The organism is Streptomyces violascens (assembly GCF_014649955.1).
Lineage (GTDB): Bacteria > Actinomycetota > Actinomycetes > Streptomycetales > Streptomycetaceae > Streptomyces > Streptomyces violascens.
Map to the genome: position 1 here is coordinate 15060 of NZ_BMUA01000011.1, position 17467 is coordinate 32526.

The 17467-nt window shown below is 70.0% G+C and carries 18 protein-coding genes; 9 read left to right on the plus strand and 9 right to left on the minus strand.

Annotation, left to right across the window (positions count from 1 at the left end):
- Window positions 1-97: 97 nt before the first annotated feature.
- Window positions 98-1501 carry an APC family permease gene (locus IE206_RS21805; protein WP_189964558.1) on the minus strand — a complete coding sequence of 468 codons (1404 nt, stop codon included), beginning with the start codon at window positions 1499-1501 and terminating at the stop codon, window positions 98-100.
- A gap of 394 nt (window positions 1502-1895) precedes the next feature.
- Between IE206_RS21805 and IE206_RS21810 the strand changes: the two genes are divergently transcribed.
- Window positions 1896-2357 carry a DUF2752 domain-containing protein gene (locus tag IE206_RS21810; protein ID WP_189964560.1) on the plus strand — a complete coding sequence of 154 codons (462 nt, stop codon included), beginning with the start codon at window positions 1896-1898 and terminating at the stop codon, window positions 2355-2357.
- Between the two features lie 187 nt (window positions 2358-2544).
- Here the strand turns inward: IE206_RS21810 and IE206_RS21815 are convergent, their stop codons facing one another.
- The 3 genes from IE206_RS21815 to IE206_RS21825 form a co-directional block, all read right to left on the minus strand.
- A complete protein-coding gene (locus tag IE206_RS21815; protein ID WP_226599741.1) occupies window positions 2545-3135 on the minus strand; it encodes a DUF5134 domain-containing protein in 591 nt (196 codons plus the stop codon).
- A gap of 142 nt (window positions 3136-3277) precedes the next feature.
- Window positions 3278-3664 (minus strand): nuclear transport factor 2 family protein, encoded by a 387-nt coding sequence (locus IE206_RS21820; RefSeq protein WP_189964562.1) that lies wholly within the window; start codon window positions 3662-3664, stop codon window positions 3278-3280.
- A gap of 54 nt (window positions 3665-3718) precedes the next feature.
- The gene (locus IE206_RS21825) at window positions 3719-4906 is read right to left on the minus strand and encodes an FAD-dependent monooxygenase (RefSeq protein WP_189964564.1); all 1188 of its coding nucleotides are present in this window, start codon (window positions 4904-4906) and stop codon (window positions 3719-3721) included.
- 610 nt (window positions 4907-5516) lie between these two features.
- On the opposite strand from IE206_RS21825, the gene glxA reads away from it, so the two are divergent.
- The 4 genes from glxA (at window position 5517) to IE206_RS21845 (ending at window position 9056) form a co-directional block, all read left to right on the plus strand.
- Window positions 5517-7451: a radical copper oxidase GlxA gene (gene glxA, locus IE206_RS21830; RefSeq protein ID WP_189964565.1), complete on the plus strand. Its 1935-nt coding sequence runs from the start codon at window positions 5517-5519 to the stop codon at window positions 7449-7451.
- 189 nt (window positions 7452-7640) lie between these two features.
- The gene (locus IE206_RS43580; protein WP_189964916.1) at window positions 7641-8051 is read left to right on the plus strand and encodes a transposase; all 411 of its coding nucleotides are present in this window, start codon (window positions 7641-7643) and stop codon (window positions 8049-8051) included.
- A 209-nt stretch (window positions 8052-8260) separates the two neighbouring features.
- Window positions 8261-8575, plus strand: coding sequence for a hypothetical protein (locus IE206_RS21840; protein WP_189964567.1), 315 nt, complete (start codon window positions 8261-8263; stop codon window positions 8573-8575).
- A 262-nt stretch (window positions 8576-8837) separates the two neighbouring features.
- Window positions 8838-9056: a heavy-metal-associated domain-containing protein gene (locus tag IE206_RS21845; protein WP_189964569.1), complete on the plus strand. Its 219-nt coding sequence runs from the start codon at window positions 8838-8840 to the stop codon at window positions 9054-9056.
- 741 nt (window positions 9057-9797) lie between these two features.
- Here the strand turns inward: IE206_RS21845 and IE206_RS21850 are convergent.
- From IE206_RS21850 to IE206_RS21860, 3 genes are all read right to left on the minus strand, one after another.
- The gene (locus IE206_RS21850) at window positions 9798-10295 is read right to left on the minus strand and encodes a CBS domain-containing protein (RefSeq protein ID WP_189964572.1); all 498 of its coding nucleotides are present in this window, start codon (window positions 10293-10295) and stop codon (window positions 9798-9800) included.
- A 162-nt stretch (window positions 10296-10457) separates the two neighbouring features.
- Entirely contained in the window at window positions 10458-10985 is a 528-nt protein-coding gene (locus tag IE206_RS21855) for a MarR family winged helix-turn-helix transcriptional regulator (RefSeq protein ID WP_226599743.1), read from the minus strand.
- A 45-nt stretch (window positions 10986-11030) separates the two neighbouring features.
- Window positions 11031-12029, minus strand: coding sequence for a PP2C family protein-serine/threonine phosphatase (locus IE206_RS21860; protein ID WP_189964921.1), 999 nt, complete (start codon window positions 12027-12029; stop codon window positions 11031-11033).
- Window positions 12030-12322: 293 nt separating this feature from the next.
- Here IE206_RS21860 and IE206_RS21865 point away from each other — a divergent pair, with 293 nt between their 5' ends.
- Window positions 12323-12820, plus strand: coding sequence for a nitroreductase family deazaflavin-dependent oxidoreductase (locus IE206_RS21865; protein ID WP_189964573.1), 498 nt, complete (start codon window positions 12323-12325; stop codon window positions 12818-12820).
- A 6-nt stretch (window positions 12821-12826) separates the two neighbouring features.
- Here IE206_RS21865 and IE206_RS21870 read toward each other — a convergent pair whose 3' ends face one another.
- Window positions 12827-14629, minus strand: coding sequence for a chloride channel protein (locus IE206_RS21870; RefSeq protein ID WP_226599744.1), 1803 nt, complete (start codon window positions 14627-14629; stop codon window positions 12827-12829).
- A 120-nt stretch (window positions 14630-14749) separates the two neighbouring features.
- Here IE206_RS21870 and IE206_RS21875 point away from each other — a divergent pair, with 120 nt between their 5' ends.
- Genes IE206_RS21875 through IE206_RS21885 form a run of 3 tightly spaced genes read left to right on the plus strand, consistent with a single transcriptional unit; the run spans window position 14750 to window position 16927 of the window.
- Window positions 14750-15430: a TetR/AcrR family transcriptional regulator gene (locus IE206_RS21875; protein WP_189964575.1), complete on the plus strand. Its 681-nt coding sequence runs from the start codon at window positions 14750-14752 to the stop codon at window positions 15428-15430.
- Window positions 15431-15441: 11 nt separating this feature from the next.
- Window positions 15442-16089 carry an ATP-binding cassette domain-containing protein gene (locus IE206_RS21880; protein WP_189964577.1) on the plus strand — a complete coding sequence of 216 codons (648 nt, stop codon included), beginning with the start codon at window positions 15442-15444 and terminating at the stop codon, window positions 16087-16089.
- On the plus strand, window positions 16076-16927 hold the full coding sequence (locus IE206_RS21885; protein ID WP_189964579.1) for a hypothetical protein: 852 nt from the start codon (window positions 16076-16078) through the stop codon (window positions 16925-16927). Before IE206_RS21880 ends, IE206_RS21885 begins: the two co-directional genes overlap by 14 nt.
- 136 nt (window positions 16928-17063) lie before the next feature.
- Here IE206_RS21885 and IE206_RS21890 read toward each other — a convergent pair whose 3' ends face one another.
- A complete protein-coding gene (locus IE206_RS21890) occupies window positions 17064-17402 on the minus strand; it encodes a MerR family transcriptional regulator (protein WP_373300961.1) in 339 nt (112 codons plus the stop codon).
- Window positions 17403-17467 lie beyond the last annotated feature (65 nt).

A 17467-nucleotide genomic window follows, 5' to 3' on the forward strand; every position in this document is an offset into this window, starting at 1 on the left:
CCAACTCGAACCCCGCTCCGTCAAGTATGGCCCGTGACCAGCGACTTGACGCCCCCTTAACGCCCTTCCCGGCAGGCGGCTCCGGTCATCCCCCACGTCAGCCCGTGGACGCCTCCGCGCGGCTTTCGACGTCCTCGATCCCGGTGGGCCGGCCGGCCCGTACCCAGCGTGCGTACAGGCCGCCGGCGATCAGCAGCGTGCCCGCCAGCGAGAGGACCGGCCAGCCGCGCAGCAGGTTCACCGCGAGGGTGAAGGCGACGGCCGCGGCGGCGAGGCCGTTGACCCATGCCAGGGCCCGCTTCTTCTCCGTACGGGCGAACCGGGTCATGGCCAGCAGGCCGACCAGGAAGCTGACGAAGACGGCGACGGCGTAGAAGAGGACCAGTTCCTGCTCCTGGCCCGCGGCGGCGGCGATGATCAGGGCTGCGGCGCCGAGGTAGACGACGACCGACCAGTACGGGGTGTGGTGCTTGTTGGTGCGGCCGAGGACCGGGGGCAGCACGCCGGGTGCGCCGGCCGTTCCCGCCAGCGCCTTGAGCAGTCCCGGTCCGGCCTGGAAGGAGGAGCTGGCCGCGGCGAGCAGCAGGAGGGAGCTGGTGAGTTGAAAGGCTCCGTAGAGCCAGCCGGGTCCGGCGGCGGCGTGGGCGGTGTCGGCGATCTGGGTGGAGTCGGCGCCCGGGATGCCGATGTGCAGGCGTACGGCCAGGGCGGTCAGCGCGAGGGTGAGGCCGCCGACGATCACGACCAGCAGAGCGAGGGTGCCCCGGCCGAAGCGGCGGCGGTGGGTGTCGTCGAGCTGGCCGAGCTGGGCGATCGCCGTCGAAGGCGCCTCCACGCCGGTGGCCAGGGCCATCGCGACGGGGAAGGCGAGCACCACGGCCAGCACCGCCGGGTGGCCGGGGCCGGTGCTCGCGGCGGCGTGACCGGCCTCGTGCGGGGAGACGAATCCGAGCACGAGCACCGCGACGCAGACCGCGACGAACAGCACCGTCATCACGGCGAACAGCAGCCGCCCGCCGTGTCCGAACCACGTCAGCCCCGCGACCAGGACCAACAGGGCGAGCGCCAACGGGATGCGCGCTCCACCCAGTTCAGGGAACAGGGCGATGACCGCACTGGCGGCGGCCGAGATGGAGATGCCGATGGTCAGGACGAAGTCGACGACCAGGGCCCCGATCGGCAGGAACGTCCAGCGCGGCCCGAAAGCCCGCCCGGCCGCGGCGGCGGCTCCCCCGCCCTTGGGGAAACGGCGCACCAGCTGCCAGTAGTTGGCGGTGACCACCACGACCAGGCCGACCACCAAAGACATCGTCGGCAGCAGCAGTGCGAGGTCGCCTTTGAGGGCGCGCAGGGCGGCCTCGATGGCGTACGCGACGGAGGAGACCGGGTCGGCGATCACGGCGAACGCGAACGCGAAGAACAGCACCGAACGGCGCGGAACGCGTCCCGCACGAGGCGCGGCCGGGACGGAGGCGGGGCTCGTCTGCCCGGAGAGTGTCATGTGCCGGTGCCTTTCGAGGCGAGGCCGTGACGCGTCACGCGCGCACGAGAACGATGAAATTTCGCCGACCAGGCTTCCCGGCACACCAGGTGTGAGCGTACGTCAAGAAGCCGACAGCAAGACGTTAAGGAGACGTCAAGGCTCCCCTACTACAAGGAGGAGTCCAGCCAAATGCACCCTCTGGGCTATTCCGCACTGTGCAAAGCAGAGTGTCGGCCGGGGCCGGACGGCCATCGGCGGTGCCTGCCGAACCAGGCACCCCCGGACGTCGCCTCAAGCGAGGCGCCTGAGGGGCATCAGCCTGCTGGGAGAGGTACGTTGCCGACAGCGGACCGGCTGTCCGCGTACTTTGAGCACGCCCCACATTCGTCATCGGCGCCCCCGGGAGGCGAACGTGCCAGGATCCATGCTCGCGCCCACCCGTTGGCCCCGCCCCCTCATCAGGATCTGCTGGAGTGCCCGCAACCGGCAGTGGGGGTGGGACGCCGCCGGCTTCGTGGTCCTGCTGGCCGGGGGTGCCATGGCCTTGTGGGGCATGTTCCCCGTGGACCTGCACGGGCCGTGGCGCTACCCGGGCATCATGGCTCCGGCCTGTGGTGCGACCCGATCCGTGGTGGCGCTCCTGCACGGCGACGCAGTCATGGCCTGGCGTTACAACCCGCTGGGCTTCCTGATGGTGCTTGCCGCGGCGGCAGGTGTGGTCAGGCTGGTGCTCGGAGTGCTCACCCGGCGGTGGCTGACGCTCTTCGTCCGCCCCGGCCCACTCGGCTGGAGCGCGCTTGTCCTGCTGGTGGTGGCCCTGGACGTGCGCCAGCAAGGCCACGCCGCGCTGCTCATGAGTACGGGACTGCGCTGATACGGCTGCCTACAAGGTCACTGAAAGTGCACGCGGGTGACTGGTCAGTCCGGATACGGCTCCGCCCGTCCCTCTATGGCGTGCCGCAGCAAGCAGGAACATCGCCGTGTGCGCTCGGTGGCCTTGTCGGAAGCTGCCGACCCGCTCCCCGACGCGCCGAAGAAGCCGCCAGCCGCACGGTGTCGTGTCACATGGTCACCAGCATCGCGACCATGCCGAACCCCAGCAGGACATGGCATCCCTCGGCGAGTTCCGGGGCCCACAGCGGGTGGGCGGCCGGCTCGTCAGCGGCGCCGGCCACGACGGGGGCGCCCAGGACACGGCTGCCCGCGGCGAGTGCGTAGCCGGTGAAGAACACCAGGAGGACGCCCGTGAGCCACGGGACGCCCACGGCATGCCCCGTCTCCGGCATGCCCGCCATACCCGCGGCGCCCGTCATGGGGGCGGCCATGGCGACCGCCATGTAGACCATCGCGAGATGCCCCACCCCATGGAAGAGGTGGTGGCGCCGGTGAACGGTGGGCCGCGTGACGGCGATCAGCGACCACAGACCGGCCGGGGCGAGGAGCGCGACCCACACGAAGAGCGGTACCGCCATGCCCATCCCGTACGGCAGCGCCATGACCGCCATGGACAGCCCCTTCAGTGCTGCCGATGCGTCCAACAGCCCTTCCTCTCGTGACTGCTGAGGGGCGCTGCGGCACCGGGCGAGGCAGTACAGCCCCGCCCCCGCCATCAGCACGACCCGCAGCCACACCACTTCCGCCGAGACTCGCACACCCGATCCCCTCCCCCGGTGACGTCGGCCCCTTCGAGCCTTCCCGCAGCAACCGGGCGGGCAGGGGCGCAGACGGGGCGTACGGATGCATTCGGCGAACGGGCAGCAGACCGGACCGGGCGGCAGCGCCCGTAGCCGGCGCTCACCGGTAGGCGGCGCCGAGGGCCTCGGCCCGATCGGTATGACCCTCGATGCGGGTGATCAGTCCGTCGGCGAGGTGGAAGACCTGATACGTCCTGATGGCTGTCTTGGCGGAGTCTTCGCCGTCCCGGATCCACAGGCTCAGGGCGATCGCCTCGGGGTAGGTGATTGCTTCCTCGACCGTCACCGCCAGCCCCCGGGCGTACAAGTGGGCGCAACGACCGAGGACTTGGGCGCGCCCACAGCATCCGTCGCTACCCCCGTCGGGCGGGCTCCACCGGACATCGGCGTGGAGCACCTCGGCCAGCGCGTGGCAGTCCGGGGTGTCCAGGGCGGTGCGCAGGCGGGCGGTGACGGCGCTGGGGGCGGGGCTGGAGCTGACGGGCATGCGACACCTCACTGAGCAGTGTGGGAGTTCGTGAACACGCGTGGACGTGTGGAATTACGGTGCGGCGGTGGCGAGTTCATCGAGAGCGGGAAGCCTCTGTGCCGCAAGGCGAGCGCCGGTCAGGCGGCTCGCTCCGGGCAGCCCGGCCAGTTCGAGGGCGGCGCGCCGGACACGCAGCCGCAGTGATGAGTCGGGCACGACCCAGCGAGCCCCGCCCCGGGCCGCGCGCTGGCCGCGCGAGACTACGGGCCGCCAGATGCGCTCGTAGTGCCGCAGTGCCTCTTCCACGCTGTCGGCGTGTCCGAGCTGGTCGGCCAGTATGTAGGCGCCGGTGATGCCCAGCGACGCGCCCTGTCGGGAGAGCGGCGACACCGCGTGGCAGGCGTCGCCGGCCAGGACGACGCGGCCCCGGCTCCAGGTGCCCATCTCCACCTGTGCGACCTGGTCGCAGTAGAGCTCGCGTGCGGGCGGACAGCGCTCCAGGACGCGCGGCACCATCCAGCCGATGCCCTGGAAGCTCTCGCGTAGCGCGGAACGTGTGTCGGCGGGCGGCTCCGGGTGGGTGGCGCGGTGTACGGCGAGGACCGCGACGTTTCCGTCGCGCACCGCGTACAGGCCCAGCTGGCGGCCGACCATGTCGGTGAGGACGAGGCGGTCGCCGAGCTCAGCGTGCAGTACGGGATCCTCGATGGTGAACGCCGCCGCACTGAGACCGAGGTCGCGTACGTAGCGCCGCTCGTCGCCGAAGATAAGGGCGCGCACGGTGGAGTGGATGCCGTCGGCGCCGACGAGCAGGTCGGCGTCGAGGGTGCTGCCGTCGGTGAGGGTGACGCGTACACCGTCTCCGCGGTCCTCGATGCGGGCGGGGCCGGTGCCGAAGCGCAGGTCGACGGCGAACGACAGCCTTTCGCGCAGGGCGAGTTCGAGGTCGCTCCGCATGATGCTGAGCAGACGGCCACCGGCCGAGCGGGCAAGCCTGTCATACGTCAGGCTCGCCGTGCACCGCCCGCTCTCGTCGACGAATGCGGTCCTGGTGACCGGTTGGCTGAGCTCCCGCAGCCACGGAAGGACGCCCATCACCTCGGCCGCGTCGTAGCCCGGGCCGAAGACATCGACCAGGTACCCCTCGGCGCGGGGCGCGGGGGACGTCTCCAGGACCGTGACCTGCCAGCCCAGGACGTTGTGCAGCCGTCCCGCCAGAGCGAGCCCGGCGATCCCCGCGCCGCAGATCACTGCCTTCATCGAGATGGCCCACTCTCTTTCGGACGGCGCCGACCGACATCCCCACACCCATATTTGCATCATGCAAAATCATGCTGTCAAGGGCCCGCCGGAGTCGGCTGGAGCGCTCCGCGCATGCTAGAAGTGGTGTGCCGTTACCGGCCGGTCGCCGTGTTAGTGGACGCCCACGGCCCGGCCGGGACGGCCCACACCGCCCCTCGCAGACCAGCACGCCGCACAAGTGCCACCAATCCCGATCGCCGCCGGGGACGCCGCGGGGAGCGGGCAGACGCCGCCGCGCCTTATCACCACAGGGATCTCAAGCCTCTGCCGGCCGCAGGAGTGAAGTCCCACTGCGGGCCCCCGAGCCGGAGGCCCACGAGAACCGAACGGGTGCCACGTTCTTGACGCCACGCCCGCGAGCGCGGCGACCGCCACGGTCCGACGGCAAGGTCGGACACAATCACGCCGGACCGACGGCCACGACGTCGGGGCGAGCCGGACATGCCCCCTTCCGAGCTAATTTGCACTATGCAAAATGCGTGTCACGGTGGAACGCCCGCTCCGCTGCGGTAGCTGTCGGGAGCCCGGCGTCCCCGCCCCACCGGGCCAACCGCTCCGGAGGTATGCCATGGCCACGCGTCCGTCCCGACTGAAGTCCCACAAGACCTGGCTCGGCGCCGGAGCCGTGCTGGTACTGGCCGGGCTGAACGCGCCGGCCGTGCTCGGCTTCGCCACGGACCAGTACCACGCCTACGAGATCGAGACCGACGACTACAAAACGGAGCGCGGTCACTGGGACCTGGTGGACATGCCGGCCGCGTACCAGCTCAACTCCATCCACGCGGTATTGCTGCGGACAGGGAAGGTGCTCCTGATCGCGGGCTCCGGGAACAACGTCAAGCACTTCGAGGGCGGCACCTTCAAGTCCACCGTGTGGGACCCGGTCAGGAACACGTTCAAGAAGATCGACACCCCGAAGGACATGTTCTGCGCCGGGCACGCCCAACTGCCCGACGGGAAGGTTCTGGTGGCGGGCGGCACCGCACGCTACGAGGTGCTCGATGGGAACGTGAAGCGGGCCGGCGGGGCGATGCTGGTCAAGAACGAGGACCCGGACCAGGAGCGCAGCTTCCCCAAGGGAACCGTCTTCCTCTCCGCCTCGGGACGGACCTACCGCTCCCAGGTGCCCGTCCACGTCCCCGCCGCCCACAAGATGATCGATCCCGCGACCCTGAAGGCGACCGTCACCGCCAGCGAGGCGCGGGTCTACGTCGAGGCCGGCCAGGAGGGCCCCGAGGGGATCACCAACACCACCGAGCAGTACGAGATCCAGGGCCTGACCGGCGAGGACGACAACAACTTCTACGGCATCGCCAACAAACTCGGCCTGGACAAGAAGGACTTCCAGGGGATCAAGGACGCCTACGAGTTCGACCCGGTGACCGAGAACTACACCCGCGTCGACCCGATGAGCGAGGCCCGCTGGTACCCGACACTGCTCACCCTCACCGACGGCAAGGTCCTCGCCACCTCCGGGCTCGACGACGTCGGCCAGGTCGTACCCGGCAAGAACGAGATCTACGACCCGGCCACCCGCACCTGGTCCAAGGCGCCCACCCGCTACTTCCCCACCTATCCGTCCCTGTTCCTGATGAACGGCGGCAAGGTCTTCTACTCCGGATCGAACGCCGGATACGGCCCCGCCGACAAGGGCCGGCTGCCGGGCCTGTGGGACCTGGGCGCCAACACGTTCCAGGCCGTGCCCGGGCTCAGGGCGCCGGATGTACTGGAGACTTCGGGCTCGGTGCTGCTCCCTCCGGCCCAGGATCAGAAGGTCATGGTCTTCGGCGGCGGAGGCGTGGGCGAGTCGAAGAAAGCCACGGCCCGCACCGCGGTGGTCGATCTGGCGTCACCCCACCCGTCGTTCTCCCCCGGCCCGGATCTGGCGCACAGGACCCGATACCTCAACACCGTGCTCATGCCGGACGACACCGTCTTCACCACCGGTGGCTCCGGTGACTACCGGGGGCGCGGCCAGAGCGACATCCTGGCCGCCCAGTTCTACGACCCGAAGGCCAACACCTTCCTCACGGCCGCCGAACCGACCGTGGGCCGGAACTATCACACCGAGGCCCTGCTCCTGCCGGACGGCCGGGTCGCCGTCTTCGGCTCGGACCCGCTCTACGGGAACGAGGACAACAGCAAGCCGGGCACCTTCGAGCAGCGCGTCGAGGTCTACACCCCGCCCTACCTCTACCGGGACCACGACCACCGGCCCACCCTCGGCGCCGGGCCCACCTCGGTCCGGCGCGGCGGGAGCGCCACCTTCCCCACCCGGGACGCGGCCCGCATCAAGACGGCCCGTCTGATCCACCCCGGATCCGCCACCCACGTCACGGACTTCGACCAGCGCTCCGTCGCCCTCGACGTGAAGCGGACCGGCGATGCCGTCACGCTGACCGTCCCGAAGGACCCCTCCCTCGTCCCGGCCGGCTGGCACATGATCTTCGTGACGGACGAGAACGGAACCCCGTCACAGGCCGTCTGGATCCAGGTCACGTAGGGCCAGTGGGCTGAGCAGTTGCTGTACCACCGACAGGTATGTGGGCCCGGGTGTGGGTTGACCGGCCCTGCGAGTTCGTAACGAGATCTTGTTGCGGTGCCTGGGCGGGCGTAACCGATTTGATGATCTGGCGATTTGCGCCGGATGACGACTCAGCCGTCGATCGCGGACGACGGCTTCTGAGCGCGGATCGAACCACTGCTGCCGCCCTGGCCCAAGCGGTCACCAGGGCCGAAACCGGCACCAGACCGGCTGCGCCTGCAGAGCATCTTGTATCAGGACACCGCCTGGCAACTCCCGCCGCCGGAACTCGGGGTCGACTCCGGGCAGACCTGTTGGCTGCGCCTGGACCGCTGGCAGAAGGCCGGAGTCTTCGAGCAGCCGCACCGCATCTTGCTCGCCGAACTGCACGCCACCGACGAACTCGACTGGACGCGCGCGTGCGTACGTGGAGGGCTCTCACGTCCGCGCGACAAGAGGGAGTGCCGCAACCTGTCTTCCGCCGGTCGACCGGCGGAAGACAGGCAGCAAACACCATTCGATCTACGACAGGCGCGGCACCTCGCTCCGGGTCATCACAACCGCCGCCAACATCAATGACGTCACCCAGACCTTCAACCTGGTCGACGGCATCCTGCCCGTCGCCGGACGGACCGGCCGCCCACGACGGCGCCCCGAGTCCGTCGTAGGGCGTGTATCGAAAGCGCATGTTGCGCTCGACGTGGCAGTTGTAATCCGCCTCGGTGCAGTGCAGCAAGGCCAAGCGCGTCGGTCCGTATAGTTGCCAGGGCGCTGAACAGGGGGACCACATGGGTGAGGTACTGAAGCGACGGCCGGCTCTGAAGAGACTTGCGATCGCGGCCTTCGGGCTGATGATGCTCGCTGTTTCGAGCTGGCTCTTGAGCGAAGTAGTCGGCGCCGACTACCCGCGGCGGCCTGTCTGGGACGTTGGAAGTGCAGGGCCCTGGGTGGCTTCGTACGCGCGCGCCATCGCCGCCGGATCCTGGATGGCGGCGCGCGCCTGCCTGATGCTGGCCGCCCTGCTCTTGGCGCTGGATTTTGCCTCGCTACTCGTGGGCACGATCCGCAGGGCCACCCGGAAGCCAGACCGCCCGGTGCCTTGAGACGGACGTGGAGTGACCGTGCTGGTCACAGCCACTCGTTTATGGCCGCTACGACGATGGTCGCCTCGTAGCGGACGGGGAGCTTGTCGTACCTCACGGCCACCGCCCGGTACACCCTGCGCTCCTCTCAGCGCGGTAAAGACCTTGCCATCGAGGTCTTGTTCTTCGGCCGGTTCGCCCCCGATGGGCGGATGCGCCAGGCGCATATGGCCACCCGCACTGTCCCTGTGGACGGCAGCGGCGTGTGGGAAGGGGCGACGTCATGACCGCCGAGAGCACGTACACCGTCACAGGTATGGCTTGCGGGCACTGCGCGGCGTCGATCACCGAGGAGCTCAAGCGCGTCGTTGCCGTCAGCGCCGTGACAGTGGACGTCGACAGCGGCACGGTTGTGGTGATCAGCGACAAAGATCTGGCAACCGCAGACGTACGCGCCGCGATCGAGAAGGCAGGCTACGAGCTCACGACCGAGGGCACATAGACCCCGCACGCCGCTTCGGATGCCTGCGCAGCACGCCCGCCCATGCCACGCAGTCCGACACATTCGGACGGGAGCAGCGGCGTGGCAGGCGCGGCCGGGAAGCCGTTCCCGAAAGGAAGGGCACGGATGCCTCTCGATGATGGGCTGAGCCAGGAGGTCACTGGTCGGCGTGGCGGCGCTGTCGCACTTCTACCCGCGGGGTGGTGGAGGTGGAGCGCCATGGTGCCTTTACCTGCAGAGCTTCAGGTGCGGGAGGACGCTGCTTGGCAACAAGGTGGAGGAACTCCAGGCTGAGGCTCAAGAGTTGGCCCTCCGGCCGGAGGGGGGGCGCGGGAGGATCTGTCGCGGCTGGCGATCACCCGGGAGACCGTCGTGCAGGCGCCGGCGGAACTGTCGGCCGCAAAGGCCGAGTCGGATTGGGCCGGCGGGGGACGCACCGCAGACGAAGGAGGCGTCCGCGCCGCATGACATCGGAGTGGTCATGGTGCCGCCGCAATGCGAGGACTTGGTCGTGGCGGTGTTGCCGGATGTGTACGGGGACATCGTCGAGGTCATCGCTGATGCGTCGGGGCCGTTGCAGGAGAAGCAGATCGTTCCGCGGATCGATCTGCCGACGACCGGGAGGATCGAGGGAAGTGAAACGACTGGTGGAACGGGGCTGGCTGGACGAGGAGGCACCTGGACGATTCCCCCTCACCTGCCACGAGCAAGACCGCGCTGGCCGGGCCGACTTTTGTGCGCTCAGGACTGCATGGGGATGTGATCCAGCGTCCGTTCCTGACCGGGGTGTTCCAGCAGGCGGCGCAGTAGTCCGCGCGCGGTGACGACCCCCTTGACGACGGACGCGCCCCGCTCCCGGCCCACCACCACCGCCAGTTGGCTGTTGTTGCCGACCAGACAGAGCATCACCTGGGACAGCGTGGCTTCTGCCGCCACGACGGGTGGCCGGCCCCCTTCAGGCGGAAGGCACTCGGCGACCCGGCGCCCCGCCACGGTCCTGCGCAGGCGCTCACGCCCGTCCAGACCGAAGAGCGAGGCAAGCCCCGGCTGGACTGCGACGAAGTCCGGGATCAGCAGCCGGACGAAGCCCATGGGCTGCACGATCTGTTGGGGAACGCCGGCCGCGTCCACGAGAACGAGGTAGGGGTCGGGTCCGAAGACCAGGGCCTGGACTACCTCCAGGGCATCGCTCTCCAGCGGCATGGTCCGGCACGGTTGAGCGATGTCCCTGGCATACATGGGCGGCTCCCGGCGTAGACGCGCGTCAATGCGTTGCCGACCAGACTTCCCGGCACACCAGGGACGCCCTCACGAGGGTGTCCCACACCTCAATCTTTGCACAGGGCAAGACAGTTGAGGCAGCCTTCGCGCAACCGCCCTACGAGGAGTAAAGCACGCAGCTCATGTGGTGCGGCGGGCCTGAGTGTCGGACCAGCCCAGCGGGTAGAGCGAGACCTCGTCGGGGGCGGCGGGCTCGCCGCCCGCCTCCGCGAAGGCAGTCAGGGCATCGACCAGAGCCGCGCGCTGGCCTGGCGCGAGCCGCTCGACGACCTCGGCGATCTCCTGGCGCCGGCGGGCGGTGACGTCCTCCACCAGACGGCGCCCTTCGTCGGTCAGGCGCAGCAGGGTCTCGCGCCGGTTGTCCGGGTTGACCTGGCGGTCCGCGAGTCCGGCCGCGATGAGGCGGTCCATCATGCGCATCGCGGTCGAGGGGTTCACGCCGAGCAGGTCGGCCAGGACGACGAGTTTGGCGGTGCCGTGCGTCGACAGGACGACGAGCAGGCGGAATTGGGGCAGCGTCACCCGGTCCTCGACGGCCGCGAGGGAGCGGGCGGAGACGGCCACCAGGACGCGTGAGGCGGTCAGGACGGCGCGGGTCACCCCGTCGACGTCGCCCATGGCGGATGCGGGCTGCTCATGCTCGGTCATACCTCTTTCTACCCTGCCGCCGCCCGCAGCCCGCAGCCCGGTGCCCTATTGGCGGTAACGGAGCAGCAGCATGGCCGCGTCGTCGTGAAGCGGGCCCGGGACGTGCCGCATCAGGTCCTGGCGCAGAGCTTCCAGCGCAGCGTCGGGGTTCGGGTCCTTGAGCAGATCGGCACGTTCGCCCAGCGGGTAGAACGCGCCTGCCCGGTCGCGGGCCTCAGTGACGCCGTCGGTGTGCAGAAGGAGCTGATCGCCGGGGCCGAAGTCCACCCGGAACGGCCGCGGCCCGTCGGTGCCGTGGAGGCCGAGACCGAGCGGCAGGGCGTACTGTGCCGGTTCCGGGAAGTGCACGACGCCGCCCTCGCGCATGAGCAGGGGCGGCGGGTGGCCGTAGTTGAGGAAGGCCGCGCCGTTTTCCGGGCTGAGCTCGGCGAGGAGAGCGGTCACGAACTTCTCGCCCCGCAGTGCCCGGTCGGCCGTCCGTGCCACCCGCGCGCCGACAGCAGCCAGATCGGCTTCGTCGTACGCGGCCTCCCGGAAGGCCCCGAGGACCACGGCCGCCGTCTCCACCGCCTCGAGCCCCTTGCCCTGCACGTCCCCGATGATCACCCGTACCGCGGCAGGGGTCGCGACCACTTCGTAGAGGTCACCGCCGATGCGGGCCTCGGCGACCGCCGAGGTGTACGAGACCGCCGCTCGCAGATGCCCGGCCACCCCCGGCACCGGCCGCAGCAGCACCCGCTGGGCGACCTCGGCGATCGAGCGCACTCCCGCGAACTCGATCTCGCGGCGCTGGCGCATCACCGCTCCCGCAAGACCCGCCACCGTCACCCCGACGACCGACGCCATGGCGGTGAACCCGCGCCGTTCCGTGAACAGCCCGTCGTACACCCCGAGTACGAGGCAAAGGGCGAGGGCGAGCACGCCGACCAGAGCGGTGCGCCGCCATCCGCCGACGAGACTGGCGAACGCCGGGCCGAGCGACACCATCGGCAGGAATCCCACGCCTGGGCCGGCTGCCAGATCCACGGCAGCCACCAGCGCCATCACCGCGAGCGGCAGCACGACCAGCGGCGATAGGGCAGCGGGCGCGGGCGGCTTCACATCGGACAGGGGATCCTCCAAGCGGCTGGTCTGGGATGGGGCGCTTCCACGGCTGCATGGTCTCGCCCACGGGGCACGGGGTGACGCGTTGACCGATTGTGTCGCCTCATTGACCGCCCCCCTTTCATCAACGTTTAGACTATGCAAAGGTTGCGCTGTCGAAGTTCCGTGAGCGGCATGCCGTTACCGAATCGAGGCCGCTGACGCGTCCCTCCGCATGCACGAGGAGGCAGATAGTGACGTCCCACTCCACCCCGCAGCGCCGCCCGAAGCTCCCGACCGGATGGCGCCGCACGGTGGCCCGGCTTCCGGTCCACCTCTACCGGCTGGGTCTCGGCCCGCTGTTCGGCAAGCGGATGCTGCTGTTGGTCCACACCGGACGCGTCTCCGGGCAGGCCCGCAAGGTGGTCATCGAGGTGGTGGCGCACGACGCCGAACAGCGGACCTGGACGGTCGCCTCCGGCTTCGGCCCGAACGCCCAGTGGTACCGGAATCTGCAGCGCACCCCGCAGGCCACCGTCCAGACCGGCCGCCGCTATCACGCCGTGACCGCCCGCTTCTTGAGCGAGGAGGAGGGCGGCCGAATCATGGCCGCCTACGCACCCGAACACCCACGCGCCGCCCGCCTGCTCTGCTCCTACATGGGCTTCACGACGGACGGCAGCACCGAAAGCTTCCGGCTGGCGGGCGAACAGATTCCTTTCGTACGGCTTGAAGCGACCGGTCCCCGCTGACGTGCCTCAGGCCCGAACGGGATGCAAGGCGCGCAGCGCGCTCTGGTGGGTGAGCCAGCCCACCAGGCGCGCCCGCTCGGAATCCAGGACGGGCAGGCCAGTCCCCGGGTGGGAGATCAGATCATGCAGGGCCACGGCCAGCGACATATCAGCCGTGAGCGAGGCGGGCCGCTCCACCAAGTCCCCGGCAATAGCGCCGCAGCCGGCGGAACCGGGCTCGTCAGTCAGGGCCTCGGCGACCGCCCTGGCCGTGATCGTGCCCAGGTAATGGCCTTCCTTGTCAGTCACCGGCAGCACACCGTGCGCGGACAAGGACAGTTCCATAGCCGCCACAGACAGTCCCGCGTCGACGGCGAGCGCCCCGGGGGCCTGTTCCATGACCTCGTCCACCTGCTGCGTGCCGAGTACTGCGCCCGTTGCCGGTCCGTCGAGGTCGATGCCGCGGCGGCGCAGCTTGAGGGTGTAAACGGTGTCACGGGAGAGCAGCTTGCTGGTCAGAGTGGCGGTGACGATGGCGAGCATCAGCGGCAGGATGATCGAGTACTCGCCGGTCAGCTCGAACAGGATGACCACCGCGGTGATCGGGGCCCGCGAGGCGCCGGCGAACACCGCACCCATGCCGACCAGCGCGTACGCGCCGACCGCCCCCGACGTCGACGGCATGAGGGTCTGCATCCCGGCCCCGTAGGCCGCACCCAGCATCGCCCCCATGAACAGACTGGGCGCGAACACTCCGCCGGAGCCGCCGATGCCGATGGTCAGGCTGGTGGCCAGGATCTTCCCCACCAGGAGCAGCAGCAGGAACGCGGCGGCGTACTTGCCCTCGGCCGCGTTCTCCAGGACCGGATAACCCACCCCGTACATCTCGGGCAGCACCAGGAGCACCACGCCCAGGAGCAGACCGCCGACGGCGGGGCGCAGCCATTCGGGGCCGCGCCAGGCCCAGTCGCAGGCGTCCTCGATCCAGTACAGGATGCGGGTGAAGCCGATGCCGACGCCGCCCGCGACGACACCCAGGACGGCGAACAGCCCGTACTGGACGACGTGGTCGACATGGAAGGCGGGCAGGTTCAGGAAGGCGACGTCACCGAAGGCGGCCCGGCCTATCACGCTGGCTGCGACGCTGGAGATCACCACGGCGCCGAACGACTCGATGGCGAAGTCGCGCAGGATCAGCTCCATCGCGAAGAACACCCCGGCCAGCGGCGCGTTGAAAGTGGCCGCGATGCCGCCCGCCGCGCCGCACGCGACCAGCAGCTTCATCCGGCCCTCGGTGACCTTCGCGATCCGGCCCAGCGTCGAGCCGAGCGCGGAACCGATCTGCACGATCGGACCCTCGCGGCCCACCGAGCCGCCCGAACCGATGGTCAGCGCCGAGGCGAGCGCCTTGACCACAGAGACCTGCGGGTTGATACGCCCCCCACGCTGCGCGACCGCAAGCATCACCTCGGGCACCCCGTGCCCGCGCGCCTCCTTGGCGAACCGGTCCACCAGCGGGCCGTACAGCAGCCCGCCGATCACGGGCGCGAGGAGCACGAAGTACGGACCGAGCCACGAAACGTGCGGGTTGGCCGCATGCCCGGCGGCGGCATAGTCCGCGTGCCCGGAGAACAGGCCGGTGAAGGTCTTGATCAGCCAGCGGAACGCGATCGAGCCGAGCCCCGCCCCCGCCCCGATCACCAGAGCGAGCACAGCGAGGCCCCACTGCGCCTCACGCACCCCCACCCCGACCCGCTCCCGCCACGGCACAGGACGTATCGCCCCAGGCGGGGCGGCCGCCCCGGCGGCCTTCGTCATCGTCTCGGTCATCAGCCATTCCCCTTACTCGCGCCATTTTGCATTATGCAAAGCTTGTCAAGGGGATGCATCACAGAGGGGCGACGACTCCACCACTCGACGTAGGCTGAACAATCGTTTAACATGCTATACATGTGTTCAACGCGCGATGACGACCGGACCGCGCGGGCGGTCATCCGGGACGAGGCCCTGCGGCTCTTCGCCGAGCGAGGCCCCGACGCGGTGACCGTGCGGCAGATCGCCACCGCCGCCGGCGTATCACCGGGGCTCGTCGTGCACCACTTCGGCTCGAAGGACGGCCTGCGCACCGAGGTCGACCAGCACGTACTCGCGGTCTTCGAGGCGATGCTGGGCCAGCTCACCGGCGAAGGCGGGGCCGACCTGCTCGACCCGCAGACCGGTTCGCTGAGCGAAGCCCTCGCACAGCACCTGCCGCCCGACTCCCCGCTCCCCGGCTACCTGCGCCGACTCCTGCTCTCCGACACCGACGCGGGACGGCTGCTGTTCCGCCGCCTGTACGAGCTCAGCCGGGCGGCACTGGCCCAACTGGCGGACGCCGGACTGGCCGCCCCCGGCCGCGACCCCGACGCCCGCGCGGCGTTCCTGCTCGCCAACGACCTGGCCCTGTTCCTGCTGCGCGACCGCCTCACCGACGTCCTCGGCACCGACCCGCTGTCGGCCGAGGGCATCACCCGCTGGGCCCCAGAAATGCTGAGCATCTACGCCGGCGGACTGACCGCGTCCCCCGACGACACGAACACCCCCGTACCCCCGATCCCGGACACGCCCCGAGGAGACCCACCCACAGCGTAAGGAGACCCGATGTGACCGCCATACCCCCGTGCACGCTCGACGCCCACGACATCCACAAGGCGTACGGCCGGCACCAGGTGCTGCGCGGCGTCGACCTCTCCGTCACCCGCGGGCAGCTCGTCGCGGTCGTCGGCGAGAACGGCGCCGGCAAGTCAACCCTGCTCCAGGCCCTGGCCGGGACCCTGCCCGTGGACCGGGGCGAGATCCGCCTCACCGGAAGCCTCGGATACTGCCCTCAGGATCCCGTCCTCAACGACAACCTCACCGCCGAACAGCACCTGCGCTACTTCGCCGCAGCCCATCGCCTGCCCGACCTCGACCACGGCCACGCGCTCATGGCCCGGCTCGGCTACCAGCAGTACGCGCGGACACCCGCCGGACACCTCTCGGGCGGCACCCGCCAGAAGCTCAACCTCACCCTCGCCCTACTGCACGACCCCGACCTCCTGCTGCTCGACGAGCCCTACCAGGGCTTCGACTGGGAGACCTACCTGCGCTTCTGGGAACTCGTCGCCGACCTGCGCGCACGCGGCACAGCAGTTGTGATCATCACCCACCTCGTCTTCGAGCAGGACCGCTTCGACACCCTCGCCGACCTGGCCCAGGGCCGACTCACCCCTCGCACCCAGGCGACGGAGGCCCACCATGTCAGCCCCTGATGCTCTCCATGCGCACCAACTACGCGCAGCATCGGGCCAGTTCACCACCGCACTGCGGTTCTCCATCCGTGACCAGACCCGCAACCGGCTCGCCGCCCTCCTGCTCGTCGCCTTCGTGCCGCTCTGGTATCTACTGATGGCGGCCATGGCCGGGCACCGCCCCCTGGACTTCAGGCTATTCGCCACCGGCCAGGTCATGCACATCGACGGCGGTCACCTGACACTCATCTCGGCGGGCCTCAACTCCCTCACCATGATCTGCGGGTTCGCCGTCTTCGACGCAGTCCGCAAGTCCCTCGCCTTCGACCGGCGTCTGGTCCACGCGGGATACCGCCAGCCCGTCCTGATCGGCGCAAAGTCACTGGCCGTCGCCGCGGTCGCCTTCGCCGTCGCCGTTTACACCGCCCTGGCCCTGCTGCCGTTCTGGCGCCCCTCCGTCACCGGCTGGCTCGCCGTCCTCGCCGCGTTCACCGTCATCGCCCTCACCTACGGCGCGCTCGGGCTGCTCCTGGGCGTCCTGGTCCGGGGCGATCTGGAGGGCTTCTTCCTGATCATCATGGGCAGCCTGATGGACACCTTCCTGCAGAACCCGCTGGGCAACCCGCTCGCCAACAAGCCCGTCCTGCACTGGTTCCCGTCGTTCGGCCCCATGCAGTTCGCCACCGCCGGAGCCTTCGCGCACACCGCCCTGTGGGGCTACCTCGCCCTCGGACTGGCCTGGGCCGCAGGATTCGCCGCCACGGGCCTGATCATCTTCCGCCGACGCACCCACAGGCGCACGGCCACCCCGCGCCGCCCCGTCACGGCGAAGCCCGGCACGGACCCCTCCCCCGCTTGAGCCCGCGGACTTCCGCGCCCGCGCAACACCCCCACTGACTCAACTCCCTCCCGGGCGGGCGGCCTTGCCGACGATTCCCGCGCGTCGCCGAAGAGGGCCGCCGGCCCGGAGGCCCTCCGGCGGGCAAGATGCAGCGTCAGATCCGAGCGACCGCAGCCCGCCCCAGGCGGGTGCGCAGCGTAGCGGCGAAGCCTTCGGCGCGGACCCGCTCGACCAGCACCGCGCGCTCGGCCTTGGGCAGCTCGCCATCGGCGTCCAGGCGGTCGGTGGCGCCCAGCAGGTCGCGCATCTGCTCCAGAGTGAAGCCGAGTAGCTTCATCCGGCGGATGACCATGAGGCGGGCGACGTCGGACTGGGTGTACAGCCGGAAGCCGCCCTGGGAACGGGCGGAGGGAACGACCAGGCCGGTCTCCTCGTAGTGGCGGATCGTGCGCAACGACAACTCGGTCCGCGCGGCGACCTCGCCAATCTGCATGTGCTTGGCATCCACGCCCGTAGTCCCGGCCCTTCGTCTCCCAGTGCTGCCGCATCACGTACAGC